General features: G+C 68.2%; 11 protein-coding genes. 1 reads left to right on the forward strand and 10 read right to left on the reverse strand.

Going from position 1 to position 21,331, the window contains the following annotated elements; translation table 11 throughout:
- Positions 1-2: 2 nt before the first annotated feature.
- The 9 genes from AC07OQ_RS13585 to AC07OQ_RS13625 all read right to left on the reverse strand — a co-directional run bounded on the left by AC07OQ_RS13585 (position 3) and on the right by AC07OQ_RS13625 (position 13,225).
- On the reverse strand, positions 3-1,571 hold the full coding sequence (locus AC07OQ_RS13585; RefSeq protein WP_495053656.1) for a methyl-accepting chemotaxis protein: 1,569 nt from the start codon (positions 1,569-1,571) through the stop codon (positions 3-5).
- Between the two features lie 157 nt (positions 1,572-1,728).
- Positions 1,729-2,415, reverse strand: a complete 687-nt coding sequence (locus tag AC07OQ_RS13590) for a Crp/Fnr family transcriptional regulator (RefSeq protein ID WP_495053657.1) — start codon at positions 2,413-2,415, stop codon at positions 1,729-1,731.
- On the reverse strand, positions 2,390-5,038 hold the full coding sequence (locus AC07OQ_RS13595) for a putative bifunctional diguanylate cyclase/phosphodiesterase (RefSeq protein WP_495053658.1): 2,649 nt from the start codon (positions 5,036-5,038) through the stop codon (positions 2,390-2,392). The genes AC07OQ_RS13590 and AC07OQ_RS13595 overlap by 26 nt, the downstream gene beginning before the upstream one ends.
- Before the next feature lie 273 nt (positions 5,039-5,311).
- On the reverse strand, positions 5,312-7,225 hold the full coding sequence (locus tag AC07OQ_RS13600) for an acyl-CoA synthetase (protein ID WP_495053659.1): 1,914 nt from the start codon (positions 7,223-7,225) through the stop codon (positions 5,312-5,314).
- A 27-nt stretch (positions 7,226-7,252) separates the two neighbouring features.
- A complete protein-coding gene (locus AC07OQ_RS13605) occupies positions 7,253-8,278 on the reverse strand; it encodes an alcohol dehydrogenase catalytic domain-containing protein (RefSeq protein ID WP_495053660.1) in 1,026 nt (341 codons plus the stop codon).
- Complete coding sequence (gene mhpA, locus AC07OQ_RS13610) at positions 8,268-9,926, reverse strand: bifunctional 3-(3-hydroxy-phenyl)propionate/3-hydroxycinnamic acid hydroxylase MhpA (protein ID WP_495053661.1); 1,659 nt, start codon at positions 9,924-9,926, stop codon at positions 8,268-8,270. The genes AC07OQ_RS13605 and mhpA overlap by 11 nt, the downstream gene beginning before the upstream one ends.
- Complete coding sequence (locus AC07OQ_RS13615; protein ID WP_495053662.1) at positions 9,923-10,879, reverse strand: fumarylacetoacetate hydrolase family protein; 957 nt, start codon at positions 10,877-10,879, stop codon at positions 9,923-9,925. Before AC07OQ_RS13615 ends, mhpA begins: the two co-directional genes overlap by 4 nt.
- A 12-nt stretch (positions 10,880-10,891) precedes the next feature.
- Positions 10,892-11,959 carry a VOC family protein gene (locus AC07OQ_RS13620; RefSeq protein WP_495053663.1) on the reverse strand — a complete coding sequence of 356 codons (1,068 nt, stop codon included), beginning with the start codon at positions 11,957-11,959 and terminating at the stop codon, positions 10,892-10,894.
- Positions 11,960-12,046: 87 nt separating this feature from the next.
- Positions 12,047-13,225 carry an OmpP1/FadL family transporter gene (locus tag AC07OQ_RS13625; protein WP_495053664.1) on the reverse strand — a complete coding sequence of 393 codons (1,179 nt, stop codon included), beginning with the start codon at positions 13,223-13,225 and terminating at the stop codon, positions 12,047-12,049.
- Between the two features lie 114 nt (positions 13,226-13,339).
- On the opposite strand from AC07OQ_RS13625, the gene AC07OQ_RS13630 reads away from it, so the two are divergent.
- Complete coding sequence (locus AC07OQ_RS13630) at positions 13,340-14,011, forward strand: TetR/AcrR family transcriptional regulator (RefSeq protein ID WP_495053665.1); 672 nt, start codon at positions 13,340-13,342, stop codon at positions 14,009-14,011.
- 519 nt (positions 14,012-14,530) lie between these two features.
- Here the strand turns inward: AC07OQ_RS13630 and proA are convergent.
- The gene (gene proA / locus AC07OQ_RS13635) at positions 14,531-21,199 is read right to left on the reverse strand and encodes an anti-phage protein ProA (protein ID WP_495053666.1); all 6,669 of its coding nucleotides are present in this window, start codon (positions 21,197-21,199) and stop codon (positions 14,531-14,533) included.
- Positions 21,200-21,331: the final 132 nt, after the last annotated feature.

A 21,331-nucleotide genomic window follows, 5' to 3' on the forward strand; every position in this document is an offset into this window, starting at 1 on the left:
GGCTACTTCGGGGCGCTGGCGGGGGCCTGCTCGAACGCCGCCACGGCAGCCAGCAGCAGTTGCGCCTGGCGCTTCAGGACCGCGGCGGCGGCCGCGCTCTGTTCCACCAGCGCGGCATTCTGCTGCGTTGCCCGGTCCATCTGGCTCACCGCTACGCCCACCTGCGCCACGCCGGCGCTCTGCTCGGCGCTGGCGCTGCTGATTTCCCCCATGACCGCCGTGACACGCCGGATCGAAGCGACCATCTCGCCCATCGTGGCGCCGGCCTGATCGACCAGGGCCGTGCCCTGCTCGACGCGCGCGACGCTGGCCGCGATCAGTGCCTTGATGTCCTTGGCCGCGTCGGCGGCGCGGCCCGCGAGGCGACGGACCTCGGCGGCGACCACCGCGAAGCCGCGCCCCTGCTCGCCGGCGCGGGCGGCTTCAACCGCGGCATTGAGCGCCAGGATGTTGGTCTGGAAGGCGATGCCGTCGATGACGCCGATGATCTCGGCAATCCTGCGCGAGCTCTCGTCGATGTCCCTCATGGTGTCGACCACCTGGCGTACCAGCTCCCCGCCCTTGCCGGCGATGGCCGACGTGCTCGCGGCCAGTTGATCGGCCTGCCTGGCGCTGCCGGCGTTCTGGCTGACGGTAGCGCCGAGCTGCTCCATCGATGCCGCCGTCTGCTGCAGGCTGCTGGCCGTCTGCTCGGTGCGCGCGCTCAAGTCCTGGTTGCCCGCGGCGATGTCCGCCACGCCAGCATGGACGCCCGCGGCCTGGCCGCCCACATCGGCCAGCAGCGAGCGCAGGTTGAGGGCCGACTGGTTGACCGCCCGCAGCAGCATGCCGATCTCGTCCACGCGGTTCAGGCTGACGTTGCGCTCGGGGTTGCCCTCCGCGGCCCGCAGGGCCACCCGCAGCACCGTGGCGAGGGGCACCGCGATCTGCGACTCCAGCCAGAGGCATGCGGCAAGTCCGGTCAGCGTCGCGGCGGCGGCGACGCTGCCGAGCGCGGCGCCTCCGAGCCCGGCCAGCGCGCAGGCGCCGACGATGCAGGCGGTGCTGGCGATCGAGCAGCTTCGAATCCGCCACGTGACGGACAGGGTCTGGAGCGCCGACATCCAGCCGAGGACTCCGGTCCGGATCAGCAGTCCCTTGTGCAGCCTGCGTCCGCGCAGCCGGCCCTCGCGGAGATCCCGGTACAGCGGCTCGGCGGCTTCGACCTCGGCGCGCATCGGCTTGGTCCGCACCGACATATAGCCCAGCAGCCGCCCGTCGCGGCGCACCGGCGTCGCGTTGGCACGCACCCAGTAGTGGTCGCCGTTCTTGCGCCGGTTCTTGACCAGCGCCGACCAGGACTCGCCACCCTGCAGCGTGGCCCACATGTCCGCGAAGGCCTGCTTGGGCATGTCGGGATGGCGCACGATGTTGTGCGGCTGTCCGAGGATCTCCTCCCGATCGAAGCCGCACGCTTCGATGAACGCGGCATTGGCGTAGCCGATGTGGCTGCGCGTGTCTGTGACCGACATCAGGGTCGCGTCATCGGGAAAGTCGAACTCTCGTTGAGTCACGGGCGGCGTCTTGTGCATGCATCTGCCTCTTGAGGCTGGGTTGTCGTCTCGGAAATCTCTGCAATGAGCGACGGCGCGCATCGAGGAGCGGTAGAGCATCGCAAGAACGAATCTCGCGTCAGTCGTTGGTCGTGCGCATCGCCGTGAGGATCAGTCCTTGCTCGCATGCTGCCGATCACAGGCGTGCGAGCAGGGCGCTGCGAAAAACCTCGTAGCGCCTGCCTTCGCAGCGGCGTATGCCGCCTTCGTCAGTGAGCGTGCGCAGGCTGCGAGCGATCGTTTCGCGACGGGTTCCGAGCAGTTCGGCCAAGGCGGACTGGCTCGGGAGTTGCACCATGGCGGATTTACCCGCGTCGGCCAGCAAGACCATGATGTAGGCAAGCTGGTTGATGACACCCGACAGGCGCATCGCTTCCGACCAGGCGGCCATCGCGGCAACGTTCTCCAGGACCGCTCCAACCAGGTGGGCGAGCAGCTTTGATCCGCACAGGCTCATATCGCGCAGGGCGACAAGGGGCAGTTCGCAAATGCGGGTCGTCGAGAACGCGAGTCCGGACACCTGGTTCACGCCCCCGAACGCGCCCAGAATCCCGAACGCATGGCCGCGGCTCATGACGCCGATCGGCCGGGCCCGGCCGTCCAGTCCGCGGCGGTAGGCGAAGGCGGTACCTAGCTTGATGATGCGAACAAACCGGGCCGTCTTCCCTTCCTCTACCAGCAGGTCGCCGCGATGCAGGATGCGCTGGCGAATCTGCGGCGCCAGCAAGGAGCGCTCCGCGTCGGGGAGTCTGCCGAAGACGCAGACCTGGCAGACGGCGCAGTCGCTGCAAATGCTGTCACGCGTCGATGTGTTGCTGGGCATATGCGGGCGATGAGGGGGAGGGAGGACATGTGTGAGCAATCATCGGGCTCGGCGGCTGCGCCTGCGACAGCCAGATGTCGCATTCCGCGGGCGGCAATGGCGGGCTGAAGAGGTAACCCTGCAGCTCGTCGCATTGCCGCAGCAGCAGGAACTCTTGCTGCTCCGGGGTTTCCACGCCTTCGGCCGTGACCTGCAAGCCCAGGGCGTGGGCCAGCGCGATGATCGACGAGGCGATCACCCGCCCGCTGCCATCGGCATGCAGGCCGCGCACAAAGCTGCGGTCCACTTTCAGTCGATGCAGCGGAAAGTCGTTCAGATAGGCCAGCGAGGAATAGCCGGTGCCGAAGTCGTCGACCGCGAAGCGCACGCCGAGTTCGCTGACGCTGTGCAGCAAGGCTGCGGCCTGGCGCGGATCCGCCATCAGCGCGGTTTCCGTGATCTCGAGCTCAAGCTGTTCGGGCGGCCATCCGGTCTCGTGAAGCACCCGCTGGACGCAGTCCGAGAAGCCGGGGTCGCGCAGCTGATGGGTCGACACGTTGACGGCCATCGTCAGTCCTTCTGCGCCGGCCGAACGCCAGCGGCTGGCCTGGGCGCAGGCTTCGCGCAACACCCACGCTCCGATCGACACGATCAGGCCGCTTTCCTCGGCCAGGGCGATGAAGACCTCGGGCGACACCTGGCCGCGCGCGGGATGCCGCCAGCGCAGCAGGGCCTCGAAGCCGCTCAGTGCGCCGCTGCTTGCCGCCACGCGCGGCTGGAAGGCGAGCTCGAGCTGGCCGCGCTCGATGGCATGGGCGAGATCGCGCTGCAAGGACAGACGCTCGCGCACCTCCTCGTTCATGCCCTGCTCGAAGAAGCACCAGCCGTTGCGCCCGCGATGCTTGGAGCGGTACATCGCGATGTCCGCATGGGCCAGCAGCTCCTCGGGGCTGTGTCCGTCGGCCGGGAACAGCGTGATGCCGATGCTTGCTCCCACCTTGGTGGTCTGCCCGGCGAGGAGGAACTCGGGCTCCAGCACGCGCAGCACCTTGCCGGCAACGGCGGCGGCGTCGGCCGCCTGGGCGTCGTTGAGCAGCAGCGCGAATTCATCGCCACCCATGCGCGCAAGCAGGTCGCCGGCGCGCAGCGTCCCGCACAGCCGCTGCGCGGCCTGCTGCAGCAGCGCATCGCCATGGCTGTGGCCGAGCGTGTCGTTGACCTGCTTGAAGTTATCGAGATCGATGAACATCAGCGCGAGCGCGCCGCCGTGCCGCTCGGCATGTGCCAGCGCCTTGGCAAGGCTCTGGTAGAAGTGGCGCCGGTTGGGCAGATCGGTCAGCGCGTCGTGCAGCGCTTGCCGCATCAACGACCGTTCGAGCTGGCGGCGTTCGGTCACGTCGCGCACGATGCACAGCGTGCGAGGTGCCTCTTCGCATGTCTGCGGGACCAGCGCGATCTCGACCGGAAACGTCCTGCCGTCCCTGCGGATGGCGGTCAGCGAACCGCCTCGACCCATCTCGCGCGCCTGGGGCCGGGCATGAAAGCGCCTGCGGGCGCGCTCATGCCCGGCACGCAGCTGCGGCGGCAGCAGTGCCTCGACCCGCAGGCCCGACATCGTGGCGATGGGCCAGCCGAACATCGCAGCTGCCGCCGGATTGGCCTGCACGATGGTGCCCCGCTCGTCGACCACCATCAGGCCGTCGGGCGCGCTCTCGAACAGCTGCTGGTAGCGCCTGCGGTCCTGTTCCACCGCCAGCCCGGATGCGACCAGCCTATGCCAGGGGGCCAGGACGCCCTCGCGGAACAACGCCAGGTACACCAGTAGGGCCGCCAGCGCCTTGTACATGTTGCCGAGGAGGTCGCTCGTGGCGGCCTCACGGGGCAGGCTCGATCCCATGCCCAGCACCGTGGCTGCCAGCATCAGCAGGACGAAGGAGGCCTTGCCACGAGGGCTGCGCTTCAGCAGGAGCACCACGACGACGAGGTCGGCAGCGGCCAGGAACAGCTCGACGCCGGCTGCGGCCTGCGCGCCGGAGTAGGACCAGGCTGGCGCGGCGAGGGCCAGCGCGACGGTGGCCGCGATGCCGGCCGCCGTGACAGTCAGACCCGCGCGGAGCGCCAGGATCGAGCCCGGCCGCGCTGGCGCAAGCCCGGCCGCAAACAGCGCAGCGACCGCCGCGCAGTCGGCCCCCAGTCGCAGGACCATTGCCACACGCGCACCTTGGGCGAATGACGAGCGGTCCGGCAGTACGACCAGTTGTCCCGCACCGAGCACGGCCACGGCAAAGAAGGCGAAGCCGGTCAGCACGAAGTTGAGCGGCTGGTCCCGTCGCGTGTTCCAGGTCAGCAGGGAAATCGCCAGCGCGATGCCGGCCGCGGCGATTCTGGCCCCCACGTCCAGACGGGCGAGCAGCTGCGGCGGGATCTCGCGCAGCGGCAGCGCCTGCAGGACCGGCAGCAGCGTCGCGGTCGCGATGGCCAGAACGGCCAGGGCCCAGATCCGCGCACTGATCAGACGCTCCCTTGCCGGCGCGACCGGCTGGGGGCAGGCCCCGTCCCGAACGCTTCGCCAGGGCGGCAGGCGCCCGATCCGCCAAGGGATGCCTCGCCTTGGGGCCGGATCTCGAGCAAGTGGGGTCGCCATGACCTCATCCTCTAGCAGGCGTGGAAAAAAGGGCGTCCGTCGCGGCGCAATTGAGCGATTGCGCACAGTCCTTCGCGGCTTGGGTGCCACAGGGGCGGACGGCGCTTTCGAATGCGCTGCACAGCAGGCCGGAGTGCCGACCATGGCCGCAGACCGGCAGCGATCAATGCCCGCGCAACAAGCTGGCCGCAGGGCCGCACCACTCGGCGCCGTCAGCGCCGGCCAAGGCGGCCAGGCCGCGCACCGGTGGCCGGCTGGCCGGCCGACCCCGCCTCAGGCATCGCCCATGGACGCGGGGCCGCGCAGTTCCACGTCGTAGCGGAACGGGAACTGGCCCAGGACCCGGCGCGCGGCGCCGGCGTCCAGGCCGTTGGCCAGCTCGACCTCGATGCGGATGCCGAGCTGCGGGTCGTTGAGCACCGCGAGCCGGGCGGGCGCGGCTCCAGCCTCCTGCAGGGCCATGTGCAGGGCATCGGCGATCTCGCGTTGCCTGAGTTCGGGCTTGAAGATCTTGCCGACGCTGGTCAGCGGCATCAGCGCGATCACGCGGATCGCCTTCGGCATCGCGGCGCGCTCGGTGATTTGCTCGCGGGCAAAGGACAGCAACTCGTCCTCGGTCGCCAGGGCGCCCGTCTTGAGCTGTACGTAGGCCACCGGCAGTTCGCCCGCATGCACATCGGGGCGGCCGACCGCGGCGGCCAGCTGCACGGCGGGGTGCCGGTGCAGCGGGCCTTCAATGCTCGCAGGGTCGATATTGTGGCCGCCGCGGATGATGAGTTCCTTGCGGCGCCCCGTCAGGAAGAAGTATCCCTCGGCATCCTGGCGTCCCAGGTCCCCGGTGTTGAGCCAGCGCCGGTCGTCACCGCAGTCCACCCAAAGATCCCGGTTGTGTTCCGGCACCTTGTAGCCGCTGAACACATTGGGGCCGCTGATCAGCAGCAGGCCGACCTCGCCGACCTCGCAGTCGCGCAGGTAGGCGCCGGCCCCGTTCAGCACCACCGCCTTCATCGCCTGCCCGGGCAGGCGGATGCCGATCGAGCCGAGGCGGCGCTCGCCCTGCGGCGGGTTGCAGCTGCTGACGCAGGTGGCCTCGGTGAGGCCGTAGCCCTCCAGGATCTTCAGCCCGGTGCGCTGTTCGAAACCGCGCATCAGCTCCACCGGCATCGGCGCGGCGCCGCACAGCCCGTACTGCAGCGAACTCAGGTCGCGTCCCTCCATGGGCTGCTGCAGCAGTGCGGCATAGAGCGTCGGCACGGCGCTGAAGAAGTTGATCCGATGCCGCTCGACCAGCTCCCAGAAGCGGCCGACGACCGCAGTGTCGCGGTAGCCTTGGGGGCTGCCGAGGATCACATGGGCGCCGCGCGAGAAGGGCAGCAGGCCGGTCACCAGCACGGCGTTGACATGGAACAGCGGCAGGCCGCAGAAGATGTTGCGGCCGGGGCCGATGCCATCGCCCAACAGCTGGGCCGTGCTCCAGGCATTGGCCACCTCGTTGCCATGCGAGCGCATCGCGATCTTGGGCGCGCCGGTCGTGCCGCCGGTGCAGAAATAGGACGAGAGCTCGCCGGGCTCGATCTGGCGGCCGCTGAGCAGACGATCAGTGGGCTGGCGCTGCAGGCCGCTGGCGAAGTCCAGGACGCCGATCCGTTGCGGCAGCGCGGCGCTTGCGGCCTCCAGGGATTCGGCCGGCACCGCGCCGGCCGGGGCCAGTAGCAGGATCCGCTCGAGCGAGGCCACCTTGCCGAGCACGGGCTCCAGCTTGCGCCAGAGTTCCGTTCCCGGTGCCAGCGTCACCAGCACCTTGGCCTGGCCGGCGTTCATCAGATCGGCGATCGCCGCTGCCTCCAGCAGCGGATTGATCGGGAACACGATGCCGCTGGCCTGGCCGCCCCAGATCACCAGATGCGTCTGCGGCAGATTGGGCAGCACGAAGGCGACCACGTCGCCGGGGCCGACGCCCAGTTCGTGCATGAGGTTGGCGCTTGCATTGATGCCTGCCAGCAGGTCCGCGTAGCTCCAGACCTGCGCGTGCTCATGGTCGTCCACCCGCGGGAAGAAGGACAGGGCCGGCGTTGCGGGGTGTGCGGTCGCGGCGGCATGGATCATGGCGTAGCTGCTCTTGGGCAGCGCGGGGGCTGGCTCGCCCTCGAGGGCGAGCACATCGGCCAGGCAGGAGATTGCTTGCATGATTTTCCCGTTGATGTTGGCTGCCCCTCAGGGCAGCAGGACGGCACGCCCGGGGCGGCCGGCTCGCACATGCTCGAAGGCGGTGTTGGCCTGGTCCAGCGGCAGGGTAAGCCCGACCGGCAGCGCGATGCAGCGCTCCCGCAGACCCTGGGCCAGCGCCTCCAAGGCCTCGCGGTCGGGCTTGAAGACGGTCCAGGCATAGCGTGCCTGGGGCGCCCGTGCGCTCACCCTGGCGCGCGCGCCGCGCCAGTCGCGGCGGCTGGCCCAGGCGCCGCTCAGCCAGCCAAGTCGGTCGAAGTTGGCGAGCAAGGGGTGAACGGTTGTCGCCTGGCCCAGGGCCTGGGGCCCGAGTCGCCGCGTGAGCGCCGCGTCGTCATCCCAGCTGCCGAAGTTCAGCACGGCATCGAAGTCGGCAGGCAGCGCGTCGATACAGCCCGGGCTACGCTCGACGGCCACCTCGGCTCCCAGATCCAGAGCGGCCCGGCTCTGGCCCCGGCCGCAGATCGCGCTGACCCGGCTGCCCCAGGGCACCAGCACCTGCAGAGCCAGCCGGCCGAGGGCGCCGTTGGCACCGTTGATCAGCACCCTGGCCTCACGCGCGCTGGACTGCCCCAGCCCGACGGCGCGCAGCGCGAGCCACAGCGTGACGAAGGAGTAGGGCAGCACGGCAAGTTCCTTCGGATCGGCATGCTGGTCAGCGGCAATCAGCTGGCTCTCGGGGACGACGACGTGCGATGCATGGGCACCACCGGCGCGACCGGTGGCGAGCAGGCCCAGCACGCTTTGACCAGGTCGGAGGTGCGTGACGCCGGGGCCGACGGCCTGCACCCGTCCGGCCAGGTCGTTGCCGAGGACGAGGGGGTAGCGTGCGGCGCCCTTGAACGACAGCAGGCGCCGGCCGTAGCCGCCCGCACGTTTGGCGTCGATCGGGTTCACCGAGGTCGCCAACACCCGCACCAGCACCTCGCCGGCGCCGGGCCGTGGCAGATCGACGCTGCGCAGGTCGAATTGGGGCGGGGTGGCCGCCGTCTTGCATACAAGTTCAAGCCGCATTGGGGATGGTCGTGATGTTGTGGGTGTTGCCCGGCGAGGGCGGCGAGATGAGGTCCAGGGCTCGACGCAGCAGTGCTTCTCCGCGCTCGGCCGGACCTTCGGCGAGAACGCAGCGGTCGGGTCTGACGATGGCGATCCAACCGAGCGGAACCCGACGCGGCAGCAATGCCTCGTCGAGCGCTTCGAACCTGCGTTGTGGCGGCGCGAGATGCTGGGCCTGGGAGCGCTGACACCATTGCCAGGAGAGGCCACCTGCGGCCTGCCAGCGCTGCATCAGTTCGGCGGGCATGCCGGCGGCCGGATCGATGCCGAAACCGATTAGCGCCCATTGCGCGCCCAGCGCGTCATCGCTGAGGACGGGACCGCCGCCGGTGGCGGACCGGACCCAGCCTTGTGGCAGCATGGCCCCGGCACGCAGCCGCTCGCTGCCTCGTTCGCGCCAGAACAGGCCCTCGTCGAAGGTGTTCTGCGGCTTGACCTTGAGGTCTTCGAACAGCGCCCGGCCGGCCGGCAGCAGCCGCAGCAGGCTCATCAGGCCGTGGATGGCAAAGGCGGCCGCGCGGTTCTGCGGCATCACCAGGGCGCCCAGCATCAGCGCCAGACGGATGATCTTCCTGGCGTGGGGGCGGCGCTCGGTGTCATAGCTGTCGAGCACGCGCTCGCTGGCCTGGCCGCGCAGTACCCAGGCCAGCTTCCAGGCTAGATTGGCTGCGTCGCGCAGGCCGGCGACCAGACCCTGGCCCGCGAACGGCGGCGTGATATGGGCCGCATCGCCCGCCAGGAAGCAGCGGCCCTTGGAGAAACGCCTGGCCTCGCGCGCATGGAAGCGGTAGACCGCCGTGCGCTCGATGCGGATGCGCTGGCTGTCGCACCAGGGCGCGAGCAGGCGCCGCACCGACTCGGGCTTCTCCATGTCCTCGGCCTTCTCGCCGGGGCGCAGCATGAATTCCCAGCGCTGCCGTCCGCCAGGCGCCACCATGCGGGGCGTGGGGCGCTGCGGGTCGCAGACGAACTCGACATGGTCGATCGGGGCCGGCACGTCGAAAGCGTCGACGATCAGCCAGTCCTGCTGGAAGGTCCGGCCTTCGAAATCCAGCCCCAGCGAGCGGCGTACCAACGAGTTAGCGCCGTCCACGCCGACCAGGTAGCGGGCGCGCACCTGGGTCAACCGGCCGGAGGCATCCTTCAGCCCGGCCTGCACGGCGTGGCCGTCATCGACGAAGCTCTCCAGCTCGACGCCCAGCCGAACCTCGACACCGGGGTACTGCGCCAGCTTGTCGCGAAGAAGGCGTTCGAGTTCGGGCTGGAAGAAAGTGACCAGCGCCGGGTGGCCGTCAATGATGCCGGCGCTGTTGATGCGGGCGAAGCGGCCGAACAGCGGCGAGCGGTACTGCACCTGCGGAATGGCGACGGTCTCGAACTCGCCATCGCGCACGCCGGCCATCTGCAGGATGCGCAGAGCCTCGTTGTCGAGCGCGATGGCGCGCGGCTTCTCGAAGATGGCCTGGGCCTTGTCGATGGCAAGCACGCGCACGCCGTAGCGGCCGAGCAGATTGGCCAGCGCGGCGCCGACCGGGCCTAGGCCGACCAGCAGCACGTCGGTGTCAAAGGCTGCCGGCGCCTGCGAGCTTTGCTGCGATGTGTTCATGGTGCGGTGATGCGGGTGGTCTGCTCGCCCAAATCAATCAGCCCATCGTCGGTGCGGATCGTGGCCTGGATGCGGTCGCCGGGACGCAGATAGGCGGGATTGCTCAAGCCCTTGCGGATGAAGATCCGCCATTTGCCCGCCTCGCTGAGCAGATGCTTGAGGACAAACATTGCCAGCTTGCCGGGCGCGCGCGCGGCGCAGCCGGCCGGCGTGCCGGTGGCGATCAGGTCACCGGCATGCAGGTCGTGCATCGCGGCGAGTTCGGTCAGCGTGGCCGCAGGCCCATGGATCATGTCGGTGCAATAGGCGTCCTGGCGGACCTGGCCGTTGACGGCGAGCCGCATGTGCAGCTCCGGCCAGCGTGTCCACTCCTGCGGCGTCAGCAGCACCAGGCCCGGCCCCACGGGGCCGAAGCCGCGGTAGCTCTTGCCCTTGTAGAACTGCCCCTGCGGCAACTGCACGTCGCGGGCCGACAGGTCGTTGACGATGGTGATGCCGGCCAGCCATTGCGGCAGGTCCTCGGGCCCGACCTTGGCTCCGGCGGGCAGGGGCCGGCGCAGCACTAGGCCGAGCTCGATCTCATAGTCCAGCAACTGCACATGGGCGGGGCGCACCACCGGCGCATCGGCCGCCGTGATGCAGGAGGGAGCCTTAGTGAAAAGGGTGTTGAAGGGGAAGTTCTCGAGGCGCAGACCGGATTCGGCGATGTGGCTGCGGTAGTTGACGCCCTGGCAGATGAACTGCTGGCGCTCGGTGATCGGCGCCAGCAGCTGGACCTGGTCGAGGGGAATCGTGGCGCTGTCGGCCTGGGTCGACCAGATCAGATCCCAGCAGCTTTCCAGCAGTTCGCCGGTGCTGCTGGCGTCGCTGGCCAAGGGGGCGATGGAGCGGCCGAACAGGACGCCCCAGTGGGGCGTGGCTTGCTGGGCATAGCGGACAAGAGTGCGTGGCATGGTCGGAAGTTGTTAGAGCCAGGGGCGTGCCGGCGCATCGAGCGCGGCACTCAGGAGCTTCAGGCGCTCGGGCGTGATGGCCTTGCGGCGGATCAGCTTCAGCAGGCGCACAAGCGTGGGGAGGTTCTTCTGCGGCTTCATCGACGCCGGGGCATCGGCACCCCAGGCCCAGATGCCGCCGAAATCAAGCGGCGAGTAACAGGGCTCGACCTCGGTCGTGAACACGTCGCCATCGGTGTAATGCTCGTACTCGAAGCCCTCGGGGTCGTGCCAGTAGTCGAACAGCTGGCTGCCCAGCAGATGGCGGCCGATGCCCCACATATGGCGATGGCCCTGGGCGCGCAGCACCTGCTGGCCCTGGCCCAGGGCGTCAAGATCCAGCACCTCGTAGGCGCTGTGCTCGTACTTCTCCTCGATGGCACCGACGATCACCAGCGTGTGGTGGTCGGCCGGCTGGTCGCCAAGGTCGAGCCGGCAAAACGCCAAGTTGGGGCTGCCGTCCGGCAGATATTGCACATCGGTCGGTATCAGGCCAAGCACCCGGAAGTACCACCGGGCCATGCCCGTGAAGTCCACGGTCTGCAGCACCACATGGCCCAGCCGCACGACGTGCGCGGGCTCGATCGGCGTGCGCACGGTGTGGTTCACACGCGGCGTCCGGTCGGCGGTGTTGGTCATCGCCGTCACCGACGGCCGCAGCGGCAGGGGCTCGACGTGGTCCTGCTGCTGCAGCAGCCAGACGCTGCGGCCGCTGGGATCCCGCAGCTCGATCCCCCGGCCGCCGGCGGGCAGCTGCAGGGGCGACAGCCATTGCGCTCCGAACTCCTGGACGTAGCGGTGGAGATCGGTCTCGTCCGACATCAGGAAGGCCGGGCCGACGAAACGGTCCTCGTGCCCGGTTTCGGCGATGGCAATGCAGGGCGCGCTGCCGGTGCCGCGTGCCACCAGGCGCTGCGGTGTGGCGCAAACGATGTGAAAGCCGAAGTCGCGCCAGAAGCGCTCGGTGCCGGTCAGGTCGCGCTTTTCCCAGCGCAGAAAAGCCAGTTCGGTGGCGCGCCCGAGGGCGGGCGGCCGTTGCAAGGTCTGAACGCCGGGCGGAACGCGGCTTTCGGGATAGGCCTCGGGTTGCCGGAGTACGGCACGATGAGCAGTCACGGGAAACTCTCTTCAGAAACGGTGGTGATAGCCGAGCAGCAGCATCTGGACCTTGCTTGTCAGATTTGTGCCGGTGCTGGGGCCGGTGCCTGTCAACGTCGTGCGGGGGTTCAGCTCGTAGCCCAGGTTGATCTCGCCATTCGGGTCGAGCTGCCAGCTGGCGCCGAGGCTGAAGGCGCGCCGATTGATCGATGGCACCAGCAGGTTCTGCACGGTCCGGGAACTGTCGATCTGGCCGCTGTTGCGGCTGAAGCCGGCCCGCAGGGTCCAGCGTTCGTCGAGCTGCCAGGCCGCGCCGAGGCGCAGGACCGGCTGGTTTTTCCAGGCGAAACCGTTCGGATCCTTCATCGCCTTGATATCGCCCCAGAGGATGCGCAGCCAGTCGGCGGCCAGCGTCAGGCGCTCGCTTGCGGCCCAGGCAACGCCGACACCGTACTGTGCGGGCACGTCCAGGCGGCCGGCGCTGTAGGCCAGCAGGTCCTGCTCGTAGCCCTTGAGCTTGCCCATGTGGGTGCGCGACTTGAGGCTGATGCCGAGGGTCCAGTCCTCTGTCGCCTTCCACAGCAGGCCGGCGCGCAGGCCGGCGCCGGTCGCCGTTTGCTTGCCGTGGCTTGGCACCGGGGCGAGCCCGCCGGGGACCGGCGCCGGCACGACCACGCCGTCGGCCTCGAACTGCTGCACGGCGACATTGAGGCCCAGGCCGAGCGAGAGTCCTGGGCTGGGTGTCCAGGCGAAGGCCGGAATCAGTTCCGCCACACGCAGCGTGGTCTTGGCCTTGCCCGCGCCCGGCACGGGCAGCGCCTGTTGGCCATAGTCCGAGCCCGCACCGCTGCCGGCGATGCTGAGCCCCAGGGTCCAGGCGCTGTTCAAGCGCCAGTTGAAGCCGCCTTCGGGCGCCAGCTCGGTCTGCTGGTTGCCCAGTCTGTTGCCGGGCAGCACATAGTCGGCCGACGAGCGACCGTTGAACACCTGGGCGCCCAGGGTCGCTGAAGACGGCAGGAAGCCCAGGCCGGCGGGATTGTTCGCCGCCGCCTCGGCGTCCAGCGGCAGCGCGATGGAGGCGCCGCCCATCGACGCGTTCTTGACGCCGTAGCCGCCGGGCTGGGCGCCGTTGATCGCCATGACGGCGCCATGGAATACCAGAGCCGCGGCTGGGACGGCGAGTTGCTTCAGCCTGGAAGGTGCGTGCATGTTGTCTCCTGTCAAGTTGCCGGTAATCGTTTTGATTTTTCGGCATCATAATGACATTAATGTCATCATGACAAGGGTGTCGTTTTCATCAGGCCGGGCTGGCACAATCTCCCCATGGAGACCGAAGACCATCGACAGCGGGTCGCCGCCGAGCGACGTGAGCGGATGCGGGCCAGGTTGCTCGCCAGCGCAATGAAACTGGTGGCCGAGAAAGGCCCGGCGGCGATGTCGATCGACGACGTCATTTCCGCCGCCCAGGTGTCGCGCGGCACCTTCTACAAATACTTCACCTCACCGGAGGCACTGGTACGCGAACTGGCCGTCGATGTCGCCAACGAGCTGATCCGCATGGCCGAGCCCGTCGTTCAGCGTCACGACGATCCGGCAGAGCGGGTGTCCTGCGGCATGCGGCTGGTGGCTCGACTGGCGTTGGACCATCCGCTGGCCGCCAGCTTTCTGGTCCGGCTGGGCTGGCCCGACGTGCGCGGCCCGACCGTCCTGCTCGACTTCGTCGAGCGCGATCTCCGGGAGGGATTGCGGCGCGGTCGATTCACGCCGATGCCCATCGCGCTGGCGCTGAACATCGTCGCCGGCGCCGTCATCGGCGCAGCGAACTGCATGCTCAAGCCCGGCTGCGAGCCGGATTTCGCCGAGCAGAGCGCGGCCGCAGCCTTGCGAGGGCTGGGGATGGGTGCCGAGGAGGCGTGGCGCATCGCAACGCTTCAGCTGGCATCGACGGAGACCAGTGTCCGGGGCTTGCTCTCGGAAGTCTTGCCCCCAAAGTGACCCCCAAAAGAGGGCAGGAAGCAATGGGATCTTGAGGGGAAGCTTGAGACGTTGGTTGGAGCCTGGAGAAGACCATTTCCCCTTGAAACGAACGAAAGAAGGCCGTCTCTGGGACGGCCTTGGATTTCCTGAGAAGTGTGTTTTGGCGGAGAGGGCGGGAATCTAGACCGCTCCGCAGAAAATGTATCCAAGATCCTTGTAAATCAACGACCTACAAAGGCACTGCTGGATTTCGAAGCTTAGAAAATGGACGTCAGCCATGGACGTCCATGTGGATGCGCCAGTCTCGCAGTCGCAGTGTTTTGGGCAACGAAAGTGACCGCTTGTTCGGTTTCGTCGACAAACGCAGTGATGACCCGATGTATCCGCTGGCCGCAGTCCCTTGCGGTACTCCTGATGATTCGAATCCCTGTTTCACATCCACAAGCGCGATTGGGGCGTTCAACTTGGCGATGAAGCCGCGATGAGGGTGCCGGGCGATGCGGAGCAGGGCGGCCGATGTTTTGGGGCTTGGGCGACTCAACCCCGCGCAAGCCCAAGCACCTCCTCCAGTCGGCCTCGGCTTGCCGCGCGCAGTTTCGACAAACCGAGTTCGCGCGCCATCGCAATCAGGGCCTCCTCGCCAGTCTTGCCGCCTGCGAGAACCCAGCGCGCGAGCGACACCAACTCCTGTTCGCAGATTTCCTCCACGCCGCGCGTCCCTTCATCGTCGCCGGGCCACCTGAAGGCGAACTCGGCCCCTGCGGCCGTGCCCGCCGGCCAGTAGTAGGTCCCGCCCGGCTCTTCGGTGCCGGCATACCGACGCTGCGCGAGTTGCTCCACCCGCTCCTGAATCCGGCTGCCGGTACGCTGGAATCCGTGCGCCCTCGCGATGCGCCGCGCGAGCACCTGGTCCAGCACCGGACCTTCATGGGCGACGACCCAGTCGATCATGACGCCGAGTACAGGGTCATAGGCTGGTTCATAGAACTGTTCCGCCGCGACGCTGCCCGGCGGCACCGCGTCGACGGGCTTTGACACATGGAAGAGACGCTTCTCCGCGCGGTCGTTAATACCCAGTTCCGCTGCCGTCTGGGACAGCGCCGCATGTGCGTAGGCGGGCGCTGTCTCTCGCTGCGCCTGCACCTTGGCGGTGCCGCCCGGCTCTTGCGGATGGGCGGCGGCAAGGGCGATGGCCAGCGTCGCCTCGGCCATGGCTGCCGCGTTCGGAGCGAGTTCTTCGGGTGCTGATCCGGCGTGATCGTCAACCCGCTCGATAGTGGGCTCGGTCGCGCGCCGCTCGCGTTCCGCCGCCAGCAGTTCGCTCAGTTGCTGATGCACCCGCTCCAAGGTGCCGCCGGGGTCGACCCACCAACCGGTCGACCAGATGCGCAGGATCTGCCAGCCCAGGCCACGCAAGACCTGTTCCCGCAGCTTGTCGCGGTCGCGCGCGGTGGCGGACCGGTGATAGGTTGCCCCGTCGCACTCGACGCCGGCCAGGTAGCGTCCGGCGAAGTCCGGATGCACCACGCCGAGATCGATGCGGAAGGATGAGGCGCCGATCTGTGTGTGCACCTGCCAGCCCTTGCGGCCCAGCGCCGCGGCCACGCCTGCCTCGAAGGGGCTGTCGAAGTCACCTCGGCTGCCCAAGTGGGCCTCCGCCAATGCCCGTGGCCCGCGCTCCGCGAACTCCAGGAAATGCTTGAGGTCACGCACGCCGTTGGCCTTGGTGCGCGACAGGTCCATCTGCTCGCCCCTCAGGCTGGAGAAAACGCGCAACTCATGCCGGGCCCGCGTGACCGCCACGTTCAGTCGCCGCTCACCGCCGTCCCGGTTCAGCGGCCCGAAGTTCATCGACAGCGCGCCCGCCATGTCCGGCCCATAGGTGATGGAGAAGTACATGATGTCGCGCTCGTCGCCTTGCACGCTTTCCAGGTTCTTGACGAACACCGGCTCCAGTTCGACCTCCGAGAAGAAGGGTTCCAGCCCCGGATCCTTGCGGCGTTCATCGTCGAGCAGATCCTCGATCAGCCCCTGTTGCTCGGAATTGAAGGTCACCACGCCGATGGTCAGGCCGGATTGTCGGAAGGCCGGCGACTTCAGCCGCGCCACCAGGTCGGCCACCAGCGCGTGCGCCTCCGGCTTGTTGATGCGGGCACCGCCCTTCTCGTACTGCCCCTTCACCGGATGGAAGCTCACGGCGCGGTCGTCCGTCACCGGCGAGGGAAAGGTGACCAGGCCGCCGTCGTAGTAGCGATGGTTGCTGAAGGCGATCAGGCTCTCGTGCCGCGAGCGGTAGTGCCATGAAAGATGGCGCGTGGGCAGGCTGGCGCCGAGGCATTCGTCCAGGATGCTTTCCAGATCGCTTTCGACATCTTCCGAATCGCCCTCGGACGAGTCCGCGCGATCAAAGAAATTGGTCGGTGGCAACTGCTTGGGGTCGCCCACCATCACGACCTGCTTGCCGCGCGCCATCGCGCCGATGGCGTCCCATACCGTAATCTGGGAGGCCTCGTCGAAGACGACGAGGTCAAAGCTGCTGGCGTCGGCCGACAGGTACTGTGCGATCGACAAGGGGCTCATCAACAGGCAAGGTGTGAGCCGCAGCACAACCGAGGGAATCTCCTCAAGCAACTGCCGCAAGGGCAGGTGCTGGCGCTTCTTCGTGATCTCGCGGCGCAGCACCCCCCATTCACTGTTGCGCTGCAGGCCGTCCACGGAAGGCAGGTCGGCGCAGAGCTTGGCGCGTATCCACTGCCGGGTGACCGCCGTGAACTCCTCGTCCAGGGCGCGAAACTCGCTGATGCGCCGTTCATGCTCGGCGGAGACGAAGCGCTTGAGCACCTCGTCCTCGTCCACCGCGACGGCCAGCCACCAGCGCGCGTAGTTCACGTCAAAAGCTGCCGGAGCTTCTGCCGGTGCGATGCCGCCTGCCTCGATGGCGCCGACCAAGGCTGCCAGGCCGGCGTCGCGGGCAGCCAACTGGGCGTTGCGCCAGGCGCACCAGGCATGCAGACCGGTCTGGGCCGCAACCAGCCGCCGGGCCGCATCGGCCAGCGCTGCAGGTTCCAAGTTTGCGAACTGGCGCCTCAGCTCATCCGTCTGAGCAGCCTGGTGACTGAATGCATCAACGGCGGCATGCAGATCCGGCAGCCTTGCCAGGACTTGCTGGCAGGCCCGACCGATGCTGCCAGTCTCGCCCAGCTCCTGTGTGCGCTCGGCCAGCACGCGCAGCAGGGCCAGGCGTGCCGCCTCGGCCGCCGCCGCCGGCAGGCCCAGCCCGGCCAGGCCGGCCTGCAGCGACGAATGAAAACGCAAGGCGCGTGCCACGACCTCAGCATCGGTGTCCAGGCCGGCCCACACGCCAGGGCAGTGCGCCGCGATGGCGGCAAGCCCGGACAAGCGGCCCTCTAGGCCGGCGCGGTCCCGAAGTCGCTGGTGTTCCAGTTGCAGCCGGGCGCCGCAACGGCCCTCGGCCACGGCTGGATGATCGGCTTGAGGCACCCCGCGTGCCATCAGGGATCGGCGCTCCTGTTCGAAGACCAGCGCGGCGCGGAGCAATTCATGGTCGGTTTCCTCGCCGCGCCAGAGGCCATCGCTGGCCGCAAGCAGCGGGGCGCAGTCGGCCAGGCGCTGATCCAGATCCAGCAAATTCTGCAGCCGCTTGACCTCGACCGCCCAACGCTCGCCGCACAGGCCCTCGGCGGCCGCTGCTAATCCGTCCATCGCATAGGGGCGCCCCGCACGGGCCGCCAGAAGCGCCGCATTGGCGCGCAGCGCGCTGCGCGCATGGTCGGTCCGGGTTTTGACTCCGGCCCAGAGGCCCTCGGCGGCCGCGCCGGGGTTGAGCTGGCCAACGTCCTCACGCAAGCTCCTGATGCGGACCAGCGCGGCCAGATCTTCGGCCACGCGGGGCTCTCCGGTGCCTTCGATCACCGCTTCCAGCGCAGCCCGCACCTTGCGCTTGCCCAGCCAGGACAGGGGCCAGATGGACTTCTCGGCCTTGGCCCATTCGCGCTGCAGCTGCGACACATTGAGCTGCGCGACGCCCGAGCCGTACTTCACCGACAAGCCCTCGCGCAGCGCCGTCATCTCCTCGATCCATTGCACGCCACGCTCGATTTCGTCGCTGACCACTGCGGGCCAGGTCGCTCCGAGTTCGCCATGCAGATGCCGGCGTTTCTGCAGCAGATCCAGGGCCTGCACCAGCTGCGATTGCAGTTCGGTAGTCCAGGGTACGCTCATCTGCGCAGAGAGCTGCCGATGCTCCACCAGCAGATCCACGCCGGCCTTGAGTTCAGCACAGAGCATGTCGCTTTGCGGCAGCGCGCAGAAGCTCCAGGCCTCGCCCCTTGCATGAGGCAAGGCCTTGGCCAGCACGCCCAGGGACGAGCGGGCCTGGCGGGGCAGGGCGGGGAGGGGGATGCCCAGCTGTTCGCAGATCTGGCGAGTGGCCGCCATGAAGGCCTCGCTGGCTTCATGCAGCGCCTGCGCGGACTGCACCACGTCCTGTTGCCAGCGGGCCGACCAGTCGGTCTGGTGTACGGGCGCCAGCGGGCCGGAAAGCAGATGCTGCGCCCCCACCGCCGTGGCGTTGACCTGCAGACGACCAGCCAACTCACGCAGGCCGGCCAGCCCGGCTTCGTCATGCGCCTGCGGCGAGGGCCACGAGAATCGCAGATCCGGCATGGCAGTGCCGCCGGCGACGCTGCCGATGGCGCGGTAGACCGTCAGGCCATTGCCGTGACGGCGATGCAGTCGCTCGACATAGGTCGAAAGCTGCTCGCGCACGCGGCCGAGCTGCTCAGCCTTGGCGGCCCAGGCGGCAGCATCGACCTCGCCGCGGGTTTCCCAGGTTCTCTGCAGCTGGCTCAGCACATCGAGCTTGCGGGTTTTGTTGGAGTGGAGTTCGAGACAGAACTCGCCCAGTCCGACCTCGCGCAGCCGCCGGTAGACCACATCCAGCGCGGCGATCTTCTCGGCCACGAAGAGCACGCGCTTGCCTTCGGCCAGGCATTGGGCGATCAGGTTGGCAATGGTCTGGCTCTTGCCGGTGCCGGGCGGGCCGATCAGCACGAAGTCCTTGCCCCTGGCGGCCGCCATCACCGCCGAGAGCTGGGAAGAATCGGCGGGCAGCGGGCTGAAGACCTGCTGAGGCGTGTAGTCCGCATCGAGCCGGCGAGCGTCCGGGAATGGCATGGTGGACGGGTAGGGCTCGCGTGGCGTGTCGAGCAGATGGGCGACGACGGGCGACTTGCGCAGATCCTCGGTACGTTCGGCCAAGTCCTTCCACATCAGGTACTTGGCGAAAGAGAACATCGACAGGACGACTTCTTCGCTGACTTCCCAGCCGCGGATGTCCTTGATAGCGAAGCGCACGCGCTTCCAGATGCCAGCGATGTCCAGCCCGGCCTCATCGCGCGGCAGGTCCCCGAGGGGAATGCCGAGCTCCAGTTCGAAGTCCTGGCGCAGCATCTCCACCAGGGTGGGATTGAAGCGCGGTTCATCGTCGTAGGCCTGCACGGAAAATCCCGAGCGAGCGCTCTTGCGGCTCAGCGAGACCGGCAGCAGGATCAGCGGCGCCTTGATGCGGACATCGGGCTTGTCGGGGCGCGTCCAGATCAGGAAACCGAGCGCGAGGAACAAGGTGTTGGCCCCGCCTTCCTGTAGCGCGTTGCGCGCGCCGCGATAGAGCTCGACCATGCGGTTGTCGAGCTCCTGCTCCTCCAGGCGGATGTAGACCTCGCGGCGCTGCAGCGCATCGGCCGCGTGGGCGCGGCGCAGGTCTTCCAGACTGCGGGCCTCGTGCAGCTGCTGGCTGCGCGGGTCGCGGCCTTGCATCAGTTCTGCGCTTGGCAGCAGCTTGAGCGTCTGACCCTCCGCCAGTGCATCTTCCAGAGCCGGGGCGGCCACCTCCAGCAGCAGGGACTTCCTGCCTGGCTTGAAGTTGAGCAGCGCGTTGCGCAGTGACAAATCCAGCAGCCTGCGCTGCCAGCGGATCAGCCTGTCCTTGGGGTCCAGATCGGCCGCAGGAGCATCGATTGCCATCTCATCGGGCAACTCGGGGGCGTTCTCGAAGAGGGCCGCAGCCTTGGGCGCCTCGGCTTGATGCGCCGCTTGGTGAGTGATCGTCTGTGCAAGTGCCAAGGGCTTGATGCGTGATCGGCGCGCGCGCTTCACATCGACCGCCAGCTCAAACTTGTCGTCCTCGTCTTCCGACAGCTGGCGAGTGGCGTGAGCTATGGCTTGACTGAAGCCGACCGGCTGCCCCTGGGCCGTCAGCGTGGTCTCGAAGACCAGCAGTTCCTGCAGCTTCAATCGCTTGCGCAGCGCCGTGATGTCATCGATCACCGCCGTGGAGAATTCTTCGTCGCGCAGCCACAGTCCGACAAAGGCATGGCCGCGGGTGAAGATCAGCAGCGGATTGAGATTCGCCTGCTCCAGGCAGGCGGCGAACAGCAGCGTGAGGTCCAGACACGTGCCCAGGCCGGCATCGATCACCTGCCCGGGGCCGCGAACCTTCTGACCGCTGTGTTCGAAGCTGGCGGGCGGCAAGGCGTAGTGGAGCCCACGTTGCAGCACGGCCGTCCAGATGCCGGACGCCAGCTCCCATGCACGCTTGGCACCGTGGGTGTAGCCATCGATGGAGCCCGACTTGCCCCCCGCCTGCAGCGCCTGCGCAGCGCCCTTGAGCAGGTGATCCACCGCCGGGTCGTTGGGCTGAACGAAGGCCGCCACCATCTCGGGCACATGGCCGATGCCGCCCCACTGATTGCGTGCAAGAAGCTCCAGCACGCGCTCATGCCGCGCTATCACGACCTCGGGCGCCTGGCGGCTGCGCAGTTCGAAATGCAAGGTGGCGGGTTCCGCCTCCGTCAGACGGGAAAGCAGGGCCCCGTCCAGTTGCACATCCAGATCGGTGAGGTGGTAGGTCGCACCTGCCGCCACGGCATCCAGGTTCCAAACGCGAGGCTTTAGGAACGCAGGTTCTGAGCTGACGCTGACGGTCAGCTCAGCGAGCTTGTCCGCGGTCTCATTGACGATGGCCAGCTCGTGCAGGGCAGGCACCGCATTCTGGAAATCGGCGAGATTGAGCCTGGCCGAGGTGGCGGCTTGCAGGCGAACCACCGGCAGGGGCTCGCGCGGCGCGGCACGGGCACCATCGGTTGCGTCGGCGTCTTCCGGGCGACGGGTGTCCTCATCATTCATGCGCATCCTCCCTGATGGCCGTTGTCGACCTGTTTGTGGCGCTTCAGGGGTTGTATGTTGATTCCCGCGCAATCCTGACCCACCGTTTCCATCCAATCTTGACCCACCCTTGTTAGTGCCTCTGGGGCTCAG

It is taken from the genome of Roseateles sp. GW821-FHT09B06 (assembly GCF_059418245.1).